The sequence below is a fragment of the Thalassolituus maritimus genome, from assembly GCF_900156675.1.
GTDB classification, from domain to species: domain Bacteria; phylum Pseudomonadota; class Gammaproteobacteria; order Pseudomonadales; family Oceanobacteraceae; genus Thalassolituus; species Thalassolituus maritimus.
On record NZ_FTOH01000003.1, the window covers coordinates 391,992 to 410,251 of the forward strand.

Consider the following 18,260-nt stretch of genomic DNA (forward strand, 5'->3'; position numbering starts at 1 on the left):
ATAACGATACGAATTATAATAAAAAAACAAAGGGGGAGGCCGAGGCCTTAGAATCGTGCTGATTATTCTCTTAGGATCTGTTATCGGATTCGCCATGGCGCATGAGCTTGCCATTGTGAATGAGCGAGAGCAGGGGGACACCGTGGTCCGCGTGGCCGTCGGTGAAGACTATCAGGAAGATATGGTAGTTAATGTTGAACCTCTCGCTGCTAAAAAATTCAAAAACGTTGTGCGCCAGGCGTACGATTACTCTTGTGGTTCCGCTGCCTTGACCACGCTTCTCGACTTCTATCTTGGCCGGAATTTCCAGGAACGTCAGGTTATGGAAGGTTTGCTGCGATTCGGTGAGACTGAACGAATCGTAGAGCGTCGGGGTTTTTCAATGTTAGACATGAAGCGCTTAGTTACGGCGCTCGGTCATCCATCAGGAGGGTTCAAGGCGGAAGCATCCGACCTTGAAACTTTAGATCACCCAGCTATCGCACCGATTCAGTATGCGGGATTTAAACATTTTGTTGTTATCCGCACGGTGTACGATGGCCGGGTTTACGTTGCCGACCCTGCATTGGGCAACATCTCTTTTACTCTTCATCGTTTTCTCGAAGTCTGGGATAACAACGTTCTCTTTATAGTGTTTCCGAACGGCCACAAACCTGCGAGCGGCCTTGAGCTGCACGAAGAAGATATGCGTTTTGTTTCAGACCATATTATTGCTGAAAACGCGTTTAAAGAATTTCCAATGTTGCATGTTAAGTCTGAGCACCAGCTGCAGAACGCAATTTATGCTTCATTTAATAACGCCGAATACGAATACCGCCTGAAGGTCGATGAAAATGGCGATGCCGTCGTGGGGGATGACGGCTCATTTGTATTTGAAACTGACATTAAAACTGCTGAAGACGGCGGTGACCCGGATAAGTTTAATATCCTTGTTACCGATGGCCTTGTCGAAGAAGGGCAAGGTATTAACAAGTCTCTCCGTTACAGAAGAAAATAATAAAAGGTAAGCAGAATCATGAAACGCTCCGGAATTTTATCGCTGACTTTGTTGCTGGCTGCTGTGAATGGCGCTTACGCAGATACCGCTGAGGATATGGACAAAGCTCGTGAAGCACTGTCTAAACAGGATAGTGATGCTGATACTGAAAAGGCGCTTGAGGAAGTGTTTGAAGCGGCAGAGAAAAACTATTCTTTGCTGAAAAAGGGCGGGATGTCTCTCAATTATAACTTCGACTACAGCTACTATGGCGACCAGCGCATAGATCTTAATGTTGAGGACTCTCGCGTTCGTAGTGTGGATGTGAGTCCCGTTGCCAGTCATTCATTTACCAATAGCTTTGCCTTTGATTACGGCCTGTTTAACAACCTGACGCTGGGCGTTCGCCTGCCTTTAGTTTCCAAGTTTGAAACGCAGGACGAGCTTTCTGGTTATGGTGTTGGTGATATCAGTGGTACCGTGCGTTGGCAGCCGGCTGAATATATTCCGGGTAAAGCATCAAGAACGTATTTTGGTTCTCTCCGTGTTCCTACCGGTCAATCTCCATATGAGATTGACGAGAATGAAGCCTTATCTACCGGGTCCGGCACTTTTGGTTTAAGTGGCGGCTTGAGTACTTCTAAAGTTCTTGATCCGGTTGTTCTGTTTGGCTCTTTGTCGGCGGGGTATGACCTTCCAGCGACGGATCTTAATCAGGTTCGCGGTGATCAGCTGCTTCAGGAAGTAAATAATAAGGGTAATATCTCAGCCTCAATGGGTTTTGCCTACTCGCTTTCATACGATGTTTCTCTGAGTGCTTCATTCCAGGGTTCGTACTCTATGGGCAGTGAGTTTGTCCTGTACCGCCCTTCAACAGGACAGGAAACGCGTTCAGAAACCACTGGCCAGATGACTGGTATTATGAACTTTGCGCTAGGCGTACGGGTTTCTCCTAAAACGATCGCAAACGTAAACGTCGGCTTTGGTATGACGGAGCTTTCTCCTGATATCCTGCTGGGACTGTCATTGCCTATTGATATTGAAGGTGCGAAGCCTTCAGAGGGCAACTAATCAGTCATGACTGATAAAACGATAATAAATAACAGTTTGTGGCGGTTTAATATGCGGAAGTTAGCGCTGTTAGCGATGCTGGTTCCGGGGGTGGCGAATGCTGAGCTCCTGCAGAACCTCTTTATCGACAACAAAGCCATGTCCCTTGGGAATGCTGTAACAGCAGACCCTACGGGGATCATGGATATTCACTTTAATCCTGCTGGTTTAACAAAGCTTGATGGTCGTCAGTTCCAGCTGCAGTTTCATAATATCATCCTGAATTCAGAGGCTGAGTTTAGTCTTCCGGATGATTTTGATTCTAGTGAAGCAGGTCTGTTGGACCCTTCGAAAGACCCTGTGCTTAACGAAGGTAAGAGTAAGGCGCACGTCGCTGCCTATTTCCCAGGAATAGGTAGGCAGGGCATTCCTTTGCCGATAATTGCGCTTCCGACAGCTGGTATTTCGATTAAGCCGCCGGGTTCTAAGTTTACTTTTGCGAATGCGGTGTATGCCCCTATGGCGGCGGGCTTCTCTAAGGGAGATGATGATCCCGGTCGCTATCAGGCCAAAGAAGTAGCTATTCAGCGCTTAACTTATTTGTCACCTTCTTTTGGCTATCAGGTGAATGACCAATTTTCTGTTGGTGCTGGTTTGCTGTTCTCTCATCAGGCAGTATCGCTTGAGCAGGAGTTGAGAGCGCCAAACGTTCTCGTAGGTGTGCTGGAAGAGCTTCAGAATGCCTTCGGCTGCCTTGATCCAGATCCTGAGACGGGCGAAATTGAAAGGAATGACCCTCTCGCGCCTTTCATTACCCTGTGTGGTGGTGACGTTGGGCCATATGATGATATCGGTACACTAGATATCACTATGACTGAATCTCTTTCTCCGTCCTTTAATCTTGGTATGTTGTGGGAACCAAACGGCTGGTTTAAGTTTGGCATGTCCTATCAAAGTGAGGCAAATACCAAGCTGACGGGCGACTACGAGCTTGAGTACACGGATGACTTCGCTGACTTCTTCCGTACATTTAACTCGTCGATTATTGGTGCGGTTACAGGTGCGATCTTCTCCTTTCCTCAGGGGCAGACATACGAATCAGGTCATGTTACTTCTGAGTTGACCTATCCTCAGCATTTTCAGGCAGGTGTGAAATTTAAGTATTTTGATATTTTTCACTTCAACCTGGATGCGGGCTGGACTGATTTTGATGAGTGGGACAGCCTGGATATTCAGTTTGACCGTCAGGTAAGCTTCCTTTCTACTGCTAAAATTCTGTCTCCAGATCTGGTGACTGATACCACATTAGAAATGCCTCTGAATTTCCGCAGTGTCTGGACGTATAATATTGGTATGGCAATGGATCTTAACTCACGTATTCAGTTGCGTGCTGGTTTTGAACCTCGCCATAGCTCAATTCCGAAGGACTCCCGTAGCTTGCAGGCGCCTATTGGTTTCATGCGTATGTATGCGGTGGGTTTGGGTTATCAGTGGGATCTTGATACGACCATCGACCTGTCGATGAGCTTTATGAAGTCAGTTGAGCATATCAAGGCAGACCCGCAGGACGCGAGTTCTAATAATGAGTATCCAAATTCAAGTAATTCCCTTAACCGTAACTGTCTTACATGTGTAGTTACCAACCCTTACCCGGGCCTCGATGTCGACACCAAGCTGACTATTGGCCACGCGGGTATCAGTTTCCGGACCAAGTTCTGAGACTCATATTCCTCCTGATTCTGTCGTCAGTCGCTATGGCTGACGGCAGTTATTACACCTGGGTTGATGCTCAGGGGCGTATTCATAACGTTCCCCTTAAACCTGGGGAGGAGGAGCCTCCAACGCAGCCTCCAGGCGACGAAAATGACTACCAGACGGAGGAGGAAGTTCAGGAAAAGCTTCGCCAGTACGATGAGGATAATCCTGCCTTTTACGTGATCGTAGAGCCAGATGGGCGTGTCCGCACGGAAACATACGACGCTGAAGCTGAACAAGAAGCCGCTGCTGAGACCATTGTGAGCGATGACGAGGTCATTATTGGCTGGGATCCTATGCTTGCTCCACCATTTAGGGTCGAACAGCAAATGACACAGGGAGCGTGCTGCGAAGCGTTTGCCGACCAGTTTGTTGAAGCCCCTAAGCAATTTAAGTCGGTGCAGCTGTTTGACCCTGTCAGATATCGCTCGTTCCCTACCTCGCAGGGAAATCACACAGCCTGGTACTTTCACATAGGAAAGCCTCCTAAAGCGAGCTCTGGGCGTCGATTCCTCATGCTGAGGCTTCGCGGCGCTCCTGCCGAGGCCAGCTTGATCTCGCTAAACTCAGACCTCAAGCCTCTGTACTACTCGCGACGTTTGCCGCTCAATGCTGTTCCGGAGAGCTGGCACAGTGTTGGTTATCAGGAGGCAAGGGTGCTGGTTGAAGATAAGGAAGTTGAGGGTTTCATTCTTTATCTCGATATGAAGCCCGCGGAAGATATGTCGCTGGAGATTCGTTGGGCTGATGGCTACGTACCGTTTCAGTAAAACCCTCGACAGCTCTGTCATCACATCTACGCTCGTCACCTTTGAAGAAAGTCGGATTAGTGGAGTTGGTGTCCCGCGGCGTCTTGTTTTGCTTCATGGAGCCGGCCTCGCTAGGGACCTGACCTGGCGGCTTGTGGTGAACTATCTGACAGAATGGGATGAAGTACTAATTCCCGACCTGCCGGGAATGGGGGATTCTCTTTGGGTTGATGCAGAGTCTGCGGGCTTTGATGAATACCTGGCTGCTGTCGCAGAATTCCTTCGGTGTCAGGGGTGGAATCAGTTTGACCTTGTCGGGTATTCCTTTGGTGGTCTTTTAGCAATGCACCTTGCGGAGCTGAGAGGTGTGCAATTTGAGGTGCAGCGACTTGGTTTGATTGAGCCTGCGGCCTTGTTGGCGAGTAATCCAGAGCTTTTGATGCATCGGGCTGAAGAGTATGGCGACCAGGCTGAATTGCTGATGTCAGGTAAGGCTGATGCTGTGCTCGGTTTTCTGGATACTGTGTCCCCTTTTCGCGATAAAACGGGTGACGACCTGGTTGTGCGACGCTTGTCGGAAAACCTGGCTGGGCTTGGCTATGGTGTCAGGGCGGTTAGCCAGGCGTTGAGTCAGTATTCGGGTCATTATGCTAACTGGACTTCACCAGTCCCAGGTATGAGCCTCATCGGAGGCCTGTCTCCTGAATCAATGCGTGTACGTCATAAAAGACTGATGGCTGAATCTCCGACGTGGGTGTTGCACGAAGTTCCGCGTGCAGATCATGGCGTTGTTTATTCCAGGCCGAAGCAAGTGGCTTCGGCGATCAATGCACTACGTGCTTGAATATCAGTCGAGAGAACGCTTCAGCCCAGTTGAATCGAGGATTCGAGTTGATATTTCCTCGATCGATTTGTCGGTTGTGCTGATGTAAGGAATGTTCTCCCGCTCGTACAGAAACTCCACTTCGTCTACTTCGTGGTAGCACTGCTTAAGTGATGCGTATCTACTGTTAGCTTTTCGTTCTGTGCGGATCGCTGAGAGACGCTCCGGGTCAATCGTTAACCCGAATATCTTATGTTTGTGTTTCTGCAGGCTGTCAGGCAAGCGCAGATCAAGCATATCTTCTTCTGTCAGCGGGTAGTTCGCCGCCTTAATGCCGAATTGCATAGCAAGATAGAGGCAGGTCGGAGTTTTGCCAGACCGGGAAACGCCAACGAGTATGACGTCAGCATCCTCGTAGTGGCGGGTGCGTGCGCCATCATCATTGTCGAGGGCAAAATTGACTGCGTCTATGCGGTTCAGGTAGCGCGTACTGTCCGCAGGGGAGTGTGACTTGCCGACCGAGTACGAGCTTTCAGTCGCTAACTCCTGCTCCAGTGGATGCAGAAACGCCTCAAAAATGTCGACCTTAAATGCATCCGCGGTGTCGATGATGGAACGGATGTTCTTGTCGACAATCGTATCGAAGAGAATGGCGGGTGCGCCGGAGTCCTTTGCGGCCTGATTGATTTTGGCCACTGCGTTGTTAGCCTTCTCAGTCGAATCAATGTATGGCAGTGTTACACGCGTAAACTGAAGCTTGTCGAATTGGGCTAGCAAGGCATTGCCTAATGTTTCGGCCGTGATTCCTGTACCGTCAGATATAAAATAGGCAAAGCGCTTCATATGGTAATTTTTCCTGCGTCCACTTAGTATTACGTGCCTGACGGAGTTCCGCAGACGCAGGCAACTATAGGTGATTCATGCGAATCACCCAAGCGTAAAATTGAATCATCAGCACGAAGGAGAGTTTCCTTGACCGATTATGTTCTCAGGTTTAATCAGGTAACCATCAATGACGTTGAGCGCGTTGGCGGTAAGAATGCATCACTTGGCGAAATGATCGGAAACCTCTCGGCCGCTGGCGTTTCAGTGCCAGACGGTTTCGCAACAACGGCAGATGCCTATCGGGAGTTTCTCGCCTATGAGGGCCTGGACGGACGAATTAATGATGCGCTTCAGGGACTGGATGTTGATGATATTCAGGCGCTGACTTCGACAGGCAAGCAGATCCGCGAGTGGATTCATGAAGCGCCTCTGCCGCCAAAGCTGGAAGAGCGTGTTCGTGAAGAGTTCTCATGGCTGGAGGACGGTAATGACAATATGGCCGTTGCTGTGCGCTCATCAGCCACTGCAGAAGACCTGCCTGATGCTTCTTTCGCTGGCCAGCAGGAGACACACCTCAATATTGTTGGCATCGATAACGTGCTTTTTGCGATCCGTGATGTCTTTGCTTCTCTGTTTAACGACCGTGCGATCGCTTACCGTGAGCATCAGGGCTTTGATCATCACAAGGTTGCTCTGTCTGCAGGCATTCAACGCATGGTTCGCAGTGAGACTGCATCAAGCGGTGTCATGTTTACTTTGGATACAGAATCTGGATTCGACGATGTCGTATTTATAACCTCCTCATATGGCCTTGGCGAAACCGTTGTGCAGGGTGCGGTAAACCCTGACGAGTTTTACGTTCACAAGCGCAACCTGACCGAAGGTCGACCATCGATTCTGCGTCGCAATCTTGGTGCTAAAGCCATCAAGATGATTTACAACAAAGAGGCTTCGGTCGGTAAATCGGTTGAGACCCAACGCGTTGATCGTGACCTACGCAGAATATTTTCTATTACTGATGACGAAGTGCAGTCGCTTGCTCGTCAGGCAATGATCATTGAGAAACACTACGGCCGCCCAATGGATATTGAGTGGGCGAAAGATGGTGATGATGGCAAGCTTTATATTGTCCAGGCCCGCCCGGAAACCGTAAAAAGTCGCGCCAGTAAAAACGTGATGGAGCGCTACCTGCTGAAAGAAACTGGCAATATTCTTGCTGAAGGCCGGAGTATTGGCCACCGGATTGGTAAGGGTAAAGTACGCGTTATTGAACATATCGAAGATATGGACAAGGTGCAGGAAGGCGAAGTACTCGTAGCTGATATGACGGACCCTGACTGGGAACCGGTGATGAAGCGCTCAGCCGCAATTGTTACCAATCGAGGTGGTCGTACCTGTCACGCAGCAATCATTGCCCGTGAGCTAGGCATTCCCGCTGTTGTTGGTTGCGATGATGCAACAGACAGACTCTTCGACGGCCAGGAAGTCACCGTTTCTTGTGCAGAAGGTGATACCGGCTTTGTTTACGAAGGTGCGCTTGATTTTGATGTTCGCACCAACAGCGTGGATTCGATGCCGGATCTTGATCTTAAGATTATGATGAATGTCGGCAATCCGGATCGTGCTTTTGATTTTCAGTCATTACCGAACGCCGGTGTTGGCCTTGCACGCCTGGAATTTATTATTAACCGCATGATCGGTGTTCACCCGAAAGCACTTCTGAATTTTGATCAGCTGCCTGAGGATGTGAAACCTACCGTCGAGCGTCGTATCTCTGGGTACAGCGAACCTGTTGATTTCTACGTGGATAAGTTGGTTGAAGGTATATCAACTCTGGCTGCTGCATTCTGGCCGAAGCGCGTTATCGTTCGTCTTTCTGACTTTAAATCAAACGAATACGCCAACCTGATTGGTGGGCGCTTGTTTGAGCCGGAAGAAGAAAACCCTATGCTGGGTTTCCGTGGCGCGTCGCGCTATATCTCCAAAAATTTCCGTGACTGTTTCGAACTCGAATGTCGGGCGATGAAAAAAGTCCGCAATGAAATGGGCTTCACCAATGTTGAAATTATGGTGCCATTTGTTCGCACCGTCGGTGAAGCAGAGCAGGTGGTCGAGCTGCTTGCGGAAAACGGCCTTAAGCGTGGTGAGAATGACCTGCGCCTGATCATGATGTGTGAGCTTCCTGCAAACGCGATTCTTGCAGAGCAGTTCCTTGAGCATTTTGACGGTTTCTCTGTTGGCTCGAATGACCTCACGCAACTGACGCTGGGTCTGGATCGGGATTCCGGCATTATTGCTCACCTCTTTGATGAGCGTAATGCGGCAATTCTGGCTCTGCTTGAGAACGCCATTGATGCGTGTAAGAAAGCAGGCAAGTACATCGGCATCTGCGGTCAGGGGCCGTCGGATCATCCGGACTTCGCACGCTGGTTAATGGATAAAGGTATCGACAGTATTTCTCTGAACCCAGATTCCGTATTGGATACCTGGTTCTTTCTTGCAAACAAGCAAGACTGACCAACCCAAGTAAAGGACGAACGCTATATGAAGAGCAGCAGTTCGCTGTTCCCCGTGACGTTAGCGCGGGCTGATATCCTTGGCGATCTCTCTGAGGATATCTATCTGGTGAAACACAATCGTGATCCGGATCCGAGTGTGCAGATAGCACTTTCGCGGATTGGCCTGGCTGGTAAAGAGCAAGGTGAGGACAGAGGGTTTCCGGTTGTTCTCGTTCACGGTAGTTTCACCAATAAAGGCTTTTGGTTATCGGCGAAAGGGCGCGGAATGGCCCGTTTTCTGGTCGATAAGGGCTTCGACGTCTGGTTGTATGAGCACCGTGGACATGGTCAGTCCCCCCGTAATGATGACTATCAAAAAAATACTGTTGAGCGGTACGCGCGCTTTGATGTTCCTGCGGTTCATGAGTTTATTCACGAGCAGAGTGGTCGTTATCCCGCATGGCTCGGGCATTCACTAGGCGGAACAATCATTGCAACAGCTATATCCGGTGGCTTTCTGACTTCGTTGCCAGCATTTGCCATGTTTGGTACGCAAGTGGTGCGCCCGAATATGGCGTTGCAGGTTCCGCTCGCGGGTCCAATTGCTCGTGCGCTTGTTTCTTTCAGGAAAGAGCTGGACGGTCGCCAGATGAAAATTGGGCCTGAAAACGAACCTGCAGGTGTCATTAATGAGTACCTTGCACGGCATAGTCTGCTGGGGCGTTGGAAGTTACCATCGACTGGCGAGGCCCTCCTGCCCAAGTGGAAAGAGGCGACAGTTCCTCTGCTGGGTGTTTCTGCAGCGGGTGATACCACGGACCCGGCGAAGTACTGTCAGCGTTTTTATCGTATGTACGGCGGCCCTAAAGAGGAGCTTCTCCTGGGGGTTGAAAGTGGCTTTAGCAAAGACTTTGCTCACATTGATATGCTTATTGGTGAGGATGCCGAACGCGAAGTCTGGCCGAGGGTCAGTAACTGGCTGGGGGCTTATGCAAGCTGACCAGCATATTGAAGGACAGCCAGAGGGGCTGACAGAAGGGCAAGATAAGGAGTCTGCTGGTCGTATTGCTGTCATCGTTGGTGTCACCGGGCTGATTGGCTCGCACTTGCTAGATCGCATATTGCAGTCGAACCGCTATCGTAGAGTCGTCGCCATTGCCCGTAGTTCTGCGCCGGATTCTGTTAGGAAATACATCGATAGCGGTCAGCTGATCTGGCAGTCGTTTTCTGAGTCTATGCCCGATCATGTTGATCATTTCTTCTGTGCACTTGGTACGACGCAAAAAGTGGCTGGCAAGGCAGGCCTTGCGGCGGTCGATCGGGATCTGGTTGTTGAGACCGCATCTGTCGCGATCGCAAACGGTGCCAGTCTCTGTTCGGTTGTCAGTGCGACTGGAGCGGATGCCCGTTCGATATTCTTTTACAACAGGATTAAAGGTGAAATGGAGGCGGAGGTCAGCGAGTTAGGTTCCCGTTGTGTGCAATTCTGGCAACCCTCTGTATTGCTGGGCGAACGCAGTGAGGACCGGTTTGCAGAAAAAATTGCGGGTTGTATCCTGCGTTCGCCTTTACCTAAAAACATTCAGGCTCGGGATGGCGCCGCTGTTGCCTCAGCGATGGTAGTAGCCGCTGGTCAGAATCTGACCGGAATACACCGATTTAAAGTACGTGAAATAGACATGTTTAACTCAGGAGAGACGCTATGACTCAATATGTAACCCCGGATCTTTGTGATGAATACCCGGATCTCATCACTGTTGTAGAGCCGATGTTCAATAACTACGGTGCTCGCGAATCTTTTGGTGGCGAAATCGTAACTGTTAAATGCCACGAAGATAACTCGAAAGTTAAAGAGCTGGTCGACACCGACGGCAAGGGCAAAGTCATGGTTGTTGATGGTGGCGGCTCCATGCGCCACGCGCTGCTGGGCGATATGCTGGCTGAAAAGGCAGCTAAAAACGGTTGGGAAGGTATTATTATCTACGGCTGTATCCGCGATGTTGATGTCATCATGGAAACTGAACTGGGCGTTCAGGCGCTGGCGACTAACCCGCTGAAAACTGATAAGCGCGGGCTGGGCGACGTAAACGTTAAGGTCAAGTTCGGTGGTGTTGATTTTGTGCCCGGCCAGTTCGTTTATGCCGATAACAACGGCATTATCGTTTCTCCGCAGAAGCTGGAAATGCCAGAAGCCTGAGTTAACGCTGTTAAATCAACCGCTTGGTTGTTGGGTTGATGACCTGCATGAAAAGGAGCCCGGAACGTCCGGGCTTTTTTGTGCCTTGCTCTCGATAGGGTATGTCTGGGTTGTATACAATCTTGGTCGTAGATCTATTGAAACTCGCATTTTTAGGCGTAGAATGTCGGTCGACTCATTGAGGATTGTCGACAATCTATGTCTGAAGCCCAAACGCTTGCTGAAAAAGTGTTCTCTGAATTAGCCACGGCTATTGTGCGCGGAGAGCTTGCTCCCGGCGAAAGGCTGTCGGAGCAGGCATTGGTCACCCGATATGGCGGTAGCCGCGCGCCAATAAGAGAAGCCATTCAGAAGCTCGAAGCACGCAATCTCGTGGTTCGTGTCCCGCATGCTGGGGCTCGCGTGGTGTCTTTGTCGCTCGAGGAGCTGCGTGATATCTATGAAGTCCGCCTTGAACTCGAGAGTATGGCGTGCCGCCTGGCTGCAGAGCGTATGTCTGATGATGAGATCTCCGCACTCGAAAAACTCCTTGAAGAGCATGCGCGTTCCATTGAAGCGGATCAGGGGCTCAGCTACTACCAGAAGTCGGGCAATCTGGATTTTCATTACCGCATTATCGAAGGCAGCAAAAACAGCCGTTTGCATCAAATGCTCTGTGGTGACCTCTACCACATAATCCGTATGTATCGTTATCGCACCAGTACCAGCTCAGAGCGCCCCTTGCAGGCATTGAAAGAACACCAGCGTATTGTGGAGGCGATAAAAAGTCGTGACCCACAACTCGCCGAACTACTGATGAGACGCCATATCCAGGTGTCTTTGACTAACCTTGAAACTCGTCTGGCTCACGAGGCCCGGCATTAACTTATACGGCACAGGAGACCTGATATGACCCCAGGCCAGAAATTCCGTAAGGCGCTTGAAGACAACAAGCCGCTGCAAATTGTTGGTACCATCAATGCGTACGCCGCAATGATGGCTGAAAAAATTGGCCATCAGGCGATCTACCTCTCTGGTGGCGGCGTGGCGAACGCCTCTTACGGCCTGCCAGACCTTGGTATGACGTCGCTGAATGACGTTGTTGAAGATGTTCGCCGTATCACCTCTGCAAGCTCATTGCCTCTGCTGGTTGATATTGATACGGGCTGGGGCGGCGCATTCAACATTGCTCGCACCATTAAAGAGATGGAAAAGGCCGGTGCTGCTGCAGTGCATATCGAAGATCAGGTCGCTCAGAAGCGTTGTGGTCACCGCCCGAACAAAGAAATCGTGTCTAAAGAAGAAATGGTCGACCGTATTAAAGCGGCTGTCGATGCTCGAACTGATCCGGATTTCTTCATTATGGCGCGTACCGATGCGTTCGCTCAGGAAGGTCTGGAAGCGGCGATTGAACGTGCGAAGGCATGTGTTGAAGCTGGCGCCGACGGCATCTTCGCTGAGGCTGTGAAGACCGAAGAGCACTATCGTGCTTTTGCTGAAGCTCTGGATGTGCCAATTCTGGCGAACATCACCGAATTCGGTCAGACCGAACTGTGGAGCCGCGAACAGTTGGGTGAGTGGGGCGCCGCGATGGTTCTGTACCCGCTGAGCGCTTTCCGTGCGATGAATAAAGCAGCTGAGACGGTTTATAAGAGCCTGCTTGAAGAAGGTCATCAGCGTAAGGTTGTCGACATTATGCAGACCCGTATGGAGCTGTACGATTACCTGAACTACCACGATTTTGAACAGAAGCTAGATGCTCTGTTCGAAGAAGGTAAGAATAAATAAAAGACTGGTGAGAGAGTTCTCTCGCCTTTTAAATATCAATAATTTCAGATAGTTACATAAAGTATCTAAAGTTATAGGAGAAGCACATGGCTGCTGGAAAAGAACTCTCTGGGGCAGGCCTGCGCGGCCAGGTTGCCGGTAAAACTGCGCTTTCGACTGTGGGTAAATCAGGTTCCGGTCTGACTTACCGTGGTTACGACGTCAAAGACCTCGCTGCAAACTGTGAGTTTGAAGAAGTTGCGTACCTGATCCTGAAAGGTGAGCTGCCTACTCGGGCTGAGCTGGATGCCTACAAAACTAAGCTGAAGGGCATGCGTGGTCTGCCACAGGCGCTGAAAGAAGTACTTGAGCGTATTCCTGCGTCTGCGCACCCAATGGACGTTATGCGTACCGGTTGCTCAATGCTGGGCAACCTGGAAACCGAAGAAAGCTTCGACGAGCAGCAGGATGCCACCGATCGCATGCTGGCTATTTTTCCGGGCATGATTAACTACTGGTACAACTTCTCACACAATGACAAGCGCATTGATGAGAATACTGATGCCGACTCTATTGCTGAGCAATTCCTGTGGACGCTGCATGGCGAGAAGCCTTCTGAGCTGCACGTTCAGGTTATGCAGGCTTCTCTGATTCTGTATGCAGAGCACGAATTCAACGCGTCTACCTTTACTGCGCGCGTTTGTGCTTCAACGTTGAGTGACATGCACTCCTGTATTACGGGGGCAATCGGCTCGCTGCGTGGCCCACTGCACGGTGGCGCGAACGAAGCTGCGATGGAACTGATTGAAGGCATGAACAACCCTGAGCACGCTGAAGAAACCATCATGGGGATGCTGGCTCGCAAAGATAAGATCATGGGCTTCGGTCACGCGATCTACAGCGAATCCGATCCACGCAATGCTGTGATCAAAGAGTGGTCTGAGAAGCTGGCGAACGAGAATGGCGATACCAACCTGTACGACATTTCTGTGCGTTGTGAAGCGGTAATGTGGCGCGAGAAGAAGCTGTTCTGTAACGCTGACTTCTTCCACGCCTCTGCGTACAACTACATGGGCATTCCAACCAAGCTTTTCACTCCGATCTTCGTATGCTCCCGTCTGACTGGCTGGGCTGCACACGTGATGGAGCAGCGCGCTGACAACCGCATTATCCGTCCAAGCGCTGAATACACTGGTGAAGAGAACCGTGCGGTTCCGGCGATTGCTGACCGCTGAGTCGTTGCTTCGCTAAAAGTTAAATGTGAGAGGCGGCTATTCCTCTCTGGCGCGCCGTGAACCCATCCCTGGGGACTTGGGCACCACATTCATGTGGTGCACAGCCAGATCGCAACAGCCGCTCTCACTTGAGTACTACGAAGTCCCCGCCATATCGAGCGGTGATTTCAGCGGCCCACCCGGTGTAAGGGGTGTGGTTGAAACCCGGTTTTCAACCCTGCATGCCATGGATGGCATGCGGGAGTCTCCAAGGATGGATTTACGACGAGTTGAAAATTGGGTTTCATCCGCGCACCGAATCGAGTGCGCCAAAACCGTGATGAGAAATTGAGTATGAATACTGAATTCCGTAAGAATCTTCCGGGCAGCAGCCTGGACTACTTTGACACCCGCGCGGCATGTGAAGCCATCAAGCCGGGTTCATACGACACACTGCCATACACCTCGCGTATTCTGGCAGAGCAGCTGGTACGCCGTTGTGCGCCTGCTGACCTGAATGCCAGCTTGGAGCAGCTGATCGACCGCAAGCGCGATCTCGACTTCCCTTGGTACCCAGCGCGCGTTGTGTGTCACGACATCCTCGGTCAGACCGCTCTGGTGGATCTGGCGGGTCTGCGTGATGCAATTGCTGAGCAGGGCGGTGACCCTTCTAAAGTGAACCCTGTGGTTCAGACGCAGCTGATTGTTGACCACTCTCTGGCTGTTGAATGTGGTGGTTTTGATCCGGATGCATTCCAGAAAAACCGCGACATCGAAGAACGTCGTAACGAAGACCGCTTCCACTTTATCAACTGGACCAAAACCGCGTTCGACAACGTCGACGTGATTCCAGCGGGTAACGGCATCATGCACCAGATCAACCTGGAGAAAATGTCTCCTGTTGTTCAGGCGCGCGAAGGCGTTGCCTACCCGGACACCTGTGTCGGTACCGACTCTCACACGCCACATGTTGACGCACTCGGCGTAATCTCTGTGGGCGTGGGCGGTCTGGAAGCGGAAACTGTGATGCTGGGCCACCCGTCCATGATGCGTCTCCCAGACATTGTTGGTGTTGAGCTGACTGGTAAGCGCCAGCCAGGCATTACCGCAACGGACATCGTTCTGGCTCTGACTCAGTTTCTGCGTAAAGAGCGTGTTGTTGGTGCGTATCTCGAGTTCTTCGGTGAAGGCGCGTCAAGCCTGACGATCGGTGACCGGGCGACGATTTCCAACATGACACCTGAATACGGTGCAACCGCCGCTATGTTCTACATCGATGAGCAAACCATCGATTATCTGAACCTGACAGGTCGTGACTCCGATCAGGTGGCTCTGGTAGAACAGTATGCTAAAGAAACTGGTCTGTGGGCAGACGCACTGGAAAGTGCACAGTACGAGCGTGTTCTGAAATTCGACCTCTCTTCTGTTGGTCGTAATATGGCAGGCCCTTCAAACCCTCATGCGCTTCTTGCAACGGCAGATCTGGCAGCTAAGGGCATTGCGGGTAACCTGGAAGAGGCCAAAGCTCAGGAAGCTGAAGGTCTGATCCCTGACGGTGCCGTCATCATTGCAGCGATCACCTCCTGTACCAATACCTCTAACCCTCGTAACGTGGTTGCGGCTGGTCTGTTGGCGAAGAAAGCCAATGAACTGGGTCTGATCCGTAAACCTTGGGTTAAGTCGTCGTTCGCACCAGGCTCAAAAGTGGCGCGTACCTATCTTGAGGAAGCTGGGCTGCTTCCAGAGCTTGAGAAGCTGGGCTTCGGTATTGTGGCGTTCGCATGTACTACCTGTAACGGTATGTCCGGTGCGCTCGATCCAGCGATCCAGCAGGAAATCATCGACCGTGACCTGTACGCAACGGCAGTACTGTCTGGTAACCGTAACTTCGATGGTCGTATTCACCCGTACGCTAAGCAGGCATTCCTGGCTTCGCCGCCACTTGTTGTCGCTTATGCGATTGCGGGTACGGTTCGTTTCGATATCGAAAAGGACATTCTGGGTAACGATGCTGATGGCAATCCGATCAGCCTCAAGGATATCTGGCCGTCTGATGAAGAGATCGACGCCATCGTTGGTGAGTTCGTTAAGCCGCAGCAGTTCCGTGACGTGTATATCCCGATGTTCGATCTCGGCGAAGCTGAAAAAGCACCGAGCCCACTGTACGACTGGCGTCCAATGTCGACCTATATCCGTCGTCCTCCGTACTGGGAAGGTGCTCTGGCAGCAGAACGCACCATGAAGGGGATGCGTCCGCTGGCGATTCTGCCGGACAACATCACTACGGATCACCTGTCGCCATCGAATGCGATTCTGATGAACAGTGCTGCGGGTGAATATCTGCACAAGATGGGTCTGCCAGAAGAAGACTTTAACTCGTACGCCACGCACCGTGGTGACCACCTGACGGCGCAGCGTGCCACTCTGGCTAACCCGAAACTCATGAACGAAATGGTTCAGGAGAACGGCGAAGTGAAGCAGGGGTCTCTGGCGCGCATTGAACCAGAAGGTAAAGTCGTCCGTATGTGGGATGCGATTGAAACCTATATGGAGCGCAAACAACCGCTGATTATCGTTGCCGGTGCAGACTACGGTCAGGGTTCGTCACGTGACTGGGCTGCCAAAGGCGTTCGTCTGGCGGGTGTTGAAGTGATCGTTGCTGAAGGCTTTGAGCGTATTCACCGTACTAACCTGATCGGTATGGGCGTACTGCCGGTGCAGTTCAAAGAAGGCACTACCCGTAAGACGCTGAAACTGGACGGTACCGAGACATACGACGTCGTGGGTGAACGTACTCCGCGTGGCGATCTGACGCTGATCATCAACCGTCAGAATGGCGAAACCGTTGAAGTGCCAGTGACCTGTCGTCTGGATACTGCTGAAGAAGTTGTGACCTACAATGCCGGTGGGGTGCTACAAAAATTCGCCAAAGACTTCCTCAAGGGAGCCTGAAGCTGGCTGCATTGCTGAGGCAGTGTTGCAGATCAACTCGGAATGCTCACGTACTTCAGTACGCTCCGCTTCCTCGCTGATCTGCGCCTCGCCTCAGCGTCTTCGCCGACGCTTCAATGCGTTGGGAATAGATTTCCGTCTCACTGACGCCTCCCGAACGGACTTGTTTCCGTCGATAGGTAGTTGAGGTGTTAGCGAGAAAGCTGAATCGGTAGGGTGGGCATTGCCCACCTTATTTTTATTATTTAATGGGGCACCTTATGACTCATAAACCACAAGTTAAAATCCCAGCGACGTACATGCGTGGCGGTACGTCGAAGGGTGTTTTCTTCAGTCTGACGGATCTGCCGGAGGCAGCTCAGGTGCCAGGTGAAGCGCGCGATAAGATTCTGCTGCGCACCATTGGCAGTCCTGATCCTTATGGTCAGCAGATCGACGGCATGGGTGGCGCGACTTCAAGTACTTCGAAGACTGTCATTCTGGCGAAAAGCGAGCAGCCAGATCATGATGTGGATTATCTGTTCGGTCAGGTATCGATCAATAAGCCATTTGTTGACTGGTCTGGTAACTGCGGCAATCTGACTGCGGCTGTTGGCGCATTTGCAATCTCGAAGGGTTTGGTCGATGCAGATCGTATTCCTGAAAACGGTATCTGCACGGTCCGTATCTGGCAGAAGAACATCAGCAAAACCATTATTGCTCATGTGCCGATCACTAACGGCGAAGTGCAGGAAACGGGCGATTTTGAACTGGATGGTGTGACCTTTCCGGCGGCTGAAGTTGTCATCGAATTTATGGACCCAGCCGACGGTGAAGGCTCCATGTTCCCGACCGGCAATCTGGTAGATGATCTTGAAGTTCCGGGTATCGGTACTTTTAAGGCGACCATGATCAACGCCGGTATCCCGACCATCTTCGTAAACGCAAGGGATATTGGCTACAAAGGTACGGAGCTGCAGAAAGATCTGAATTCAGATGCAGACGCTCTGGCTCGATTCGAAACCATGCGCGCCTACGGTGCGGTTAAAATGGGCCTGATCAAGGATGTCGCCGAAGCGGCTGACCGTCAGCATACCCCTAAGATCGCGTTTGTTGCTCCGGCTACCGCCTATGAATCATCAAGCGGTAAGCAGATCGGTGAAGGCGACATTGATCTTTGTGTCCGCGCTCTGTCGATGGGTAAGCTGCACCATGCCATGATGGGTACCGCGTCGGTAGCTATTGCGACAGCAGCTGCGATTCCGGGCACTCTGGTTAACGAAGCAGCCGGCGGTGGTGATCGCGATGCGGTTACTTTTGGCCATCCTTCTGGAACGCTGCGTGTTGGCGCTGCTGCTGAGGAAGTAAGTGGTGAATGGACCGCTAAGAAAGCTGTAATGAGTCGCAGTGCGCGCATCATTATGGAAGGGAATGTTCATGTTCCTGGTGATACTTTCTAATCAGAAGTATCTGGACATAAAAAAGCCCGCATCAGC

General features: G+C 51.2%; 15 protein-coding genes. 14 read left to right on the forward strand and 1 reads right to left on the reverse strand.

The window, feature by feature from the left end:
- Window positions 1-94: 94 nt before the first annotated feature.
- The 5 genes from BW941_RS06695 to BW941_RS06715 are packed head-to-tail and all read left to right on the forward strand — an operon-like array spanning window position 95 to window position 5,374.
- Complete coding sequence (locus BW941_RS06695) at window positions 95-997, forward strand: C39 family peptidase (protein ID WP_076514889.1); 903 nt, start codon at window positions 95-97, stop codon at window positions 995-997.
- Between the two features lie 18 nt (window positions 998-1,015).
- On the forward strand, window positions 1,016-2,047 hold the full coding sequence (locus tag BW941_RS06700) for a flagellar protein FilC (RefSeq protein WP_076514831.1): 1,032 nt from the start codon (window positions 1,016-1,018) through the stop codon (window positions 2,045-2,047).
- A 51-nt stretch (window positions 2,048-2,098) separates the two neighbouring features.
- Window positions 2,099-3,745 carry an OmpP1/FadL family transporter gene (locus tag BW941_RS06705; RefSeq protein ID WP_084188715.1) on the forward strand — a complete coding sequence of 549 codons (1,647 nt, stop codon included), beginning with the start codon at window positions 2,099-2,101 and terminating at the stop codon, window positions 3,743-3,745.
- Window positions 3,746-3,780: 35 nt separating this feature from the next.
- The gene (locus tag BW941_RS06710) at window positions 3,781-4,551 is read left to right on the forward strand and encodes a hypothetical protein (protein WP_076514832.1); all 771 of its coding nucleotides are present in this window, start codon (window positions 3,781-3,783) and stop codon (window positions 4,549-4,551) included.
- Entirely contained in the window at window positions 4,529-5,374 is an 846-nt protein-coding gene (locus tag BW941_RS06715; protein WP_076514833.1) for an alpha/beta fold hydrolase, read from the forward strand. The genes BW941_RS06710 and BW941_RS06715 overlap by 23 nt, the downstream gene beginning before the upstream one ends.
- A 3-nt stretch (window positions 5,375-5,377) precedes the next feature.
- Here BW941_RS06715 and ppsR read toward each other — a convergent pair whose 3' ends face one another.
- Window positions 5,378-6,196: a posphoenolpyruvate synthetase regulatory kinase/phosphorylase PpsR gene (gene ppsR, locus BW941_RS06720; protein ID WP_068439635.1), complete on the reverse strand. Its 819-nt coding sequence runs from the start codon at window positions 6,194-6,196 to the stop codon at window positions 5,378-5,380.
- A gap of 129 nt (window positions 6,197-6,325) precedes the next feature.
- Here ppsR and ppsA point away from each other — a divergent pair, with 129 nt between their 5' ends.
- The 9 genes from ppsA (at window position 6,326) to prpF (ending at window position 18,224) form a co-directional block, all read left to right on the forward strand.
- Window positions 6,326-8,695, forward strand: coding sequence for a phosphoenolpyruvate synthase (gene ppsA, locus BW941_RS06725; protein ID WP_076514834.1), 2,370 nt, complete (start codon window positions 6,326-6,328; stop codon window positions 8,693-8,695).
- A gap of 27 nt (window positions 8,696-8,722) precedes the next feature.
- On the forward strand, window positions 8,723-9,676 hold the full coding sequence (locus BW941_RS06730; RefSeq protein ID WP_076514835.1) for an alpha/beta fold hydrolase: 954 nt from the start codon (window positions 8,723-8,725) through the stop codon (window positions 9,674-9,676).
- Window positions 9,666-10,382, forward strand: coding sequence for an NAD-dependent epimerase/dehydratase family protein (locus BW941_RS06735; protein ID WP_076514836.1), 717 nt, complete (start codon window positions 9,666-9,668; stop codon window positions 10,380-10,382). Before BW941_RS06730 ends, BW941_RS06735 begins: the two co-directional genes overlap by 11 nt.
- Window positions 10,379-10,873 (forward strand): ribonuclease E activity regulator RraA, encoded by a 495-nt coding sequence (gene rraA, locus BW941_RS06740; RefSeq protein ID WP_076514837.1) that lies wholly within the window; start codon window positions 10,379-10,381, stop codon window positions 10,871-10,873. Before BW941_RS06735 ends, rraA begins: the two co-directional genes overlap by 4 nt.
- A 198-nt stretch (window positions 10,874-11,071) precedes the next feature.
- Window positions 11,072-11,737, forward strand: coding sequence for a GntR family transcriptional regulator (locus tag BW941_RS06745; RefSeq protein ID WP_076514838.1), 666 nt, complete (start codon window positions 11,072-11,074; stop codon window positions 11,735-11,737).
- 24 nt (window positions 11,738-11,761) lie between these two features.
- Entirely contained in the window at window positions 11,762-12,640 is an 879-nt protein-coding gene (prpB, locus tag BW941_RS06750; protein WP_076514839.1) for a methylisocitrate lyase, read from the forward strand.
- An 86-nt stretch (window positions 12,641-12,726) separates the two neighbouring features.
- On the forward strand, window positions 12,727-13,854 hold the full coding sequence (gene prpC / locus BW941_RS06755; RefSeq protein WP_076514840.1) for a bifunctional 2-methylcitrate synthase/citrate synthase: 1,128 nt from the start codon (window positions 12,727-12,729) through the stop codon (window positions 13,852-13,854).
- A 333-nt stretch (window positions 13,855-14,187) separates the two neighbouring features.
- A complete protein-coding gene (gene acnD / locus BW941_RS06760; RefSeq protein WP_076514841.1) occupies window positions 14,188-16,785 on the forward strand; it encodes a Fe/S-dependent 2-methylisocitrate dehydratase AcnD in 2,598 nt (865 codons plus the stop codon).
- A gap of 260 nt (window positions 16,786-17,045) precedes the next feature.
- Window positions 17,046-18,224, forward strand: coding sequence for a 2-methylaconitate cis-trans isomerase PrpF (prpF, locus tag BW941_RS06765; RefSeq protein WP_076514842.1), 1,179 nt, complete (start codon window positions 17,046-17,048; stop codon window positions 18,222-18,224).
- Window positions 18,225-18,260 lie beyond the last annotated feature (36 nt).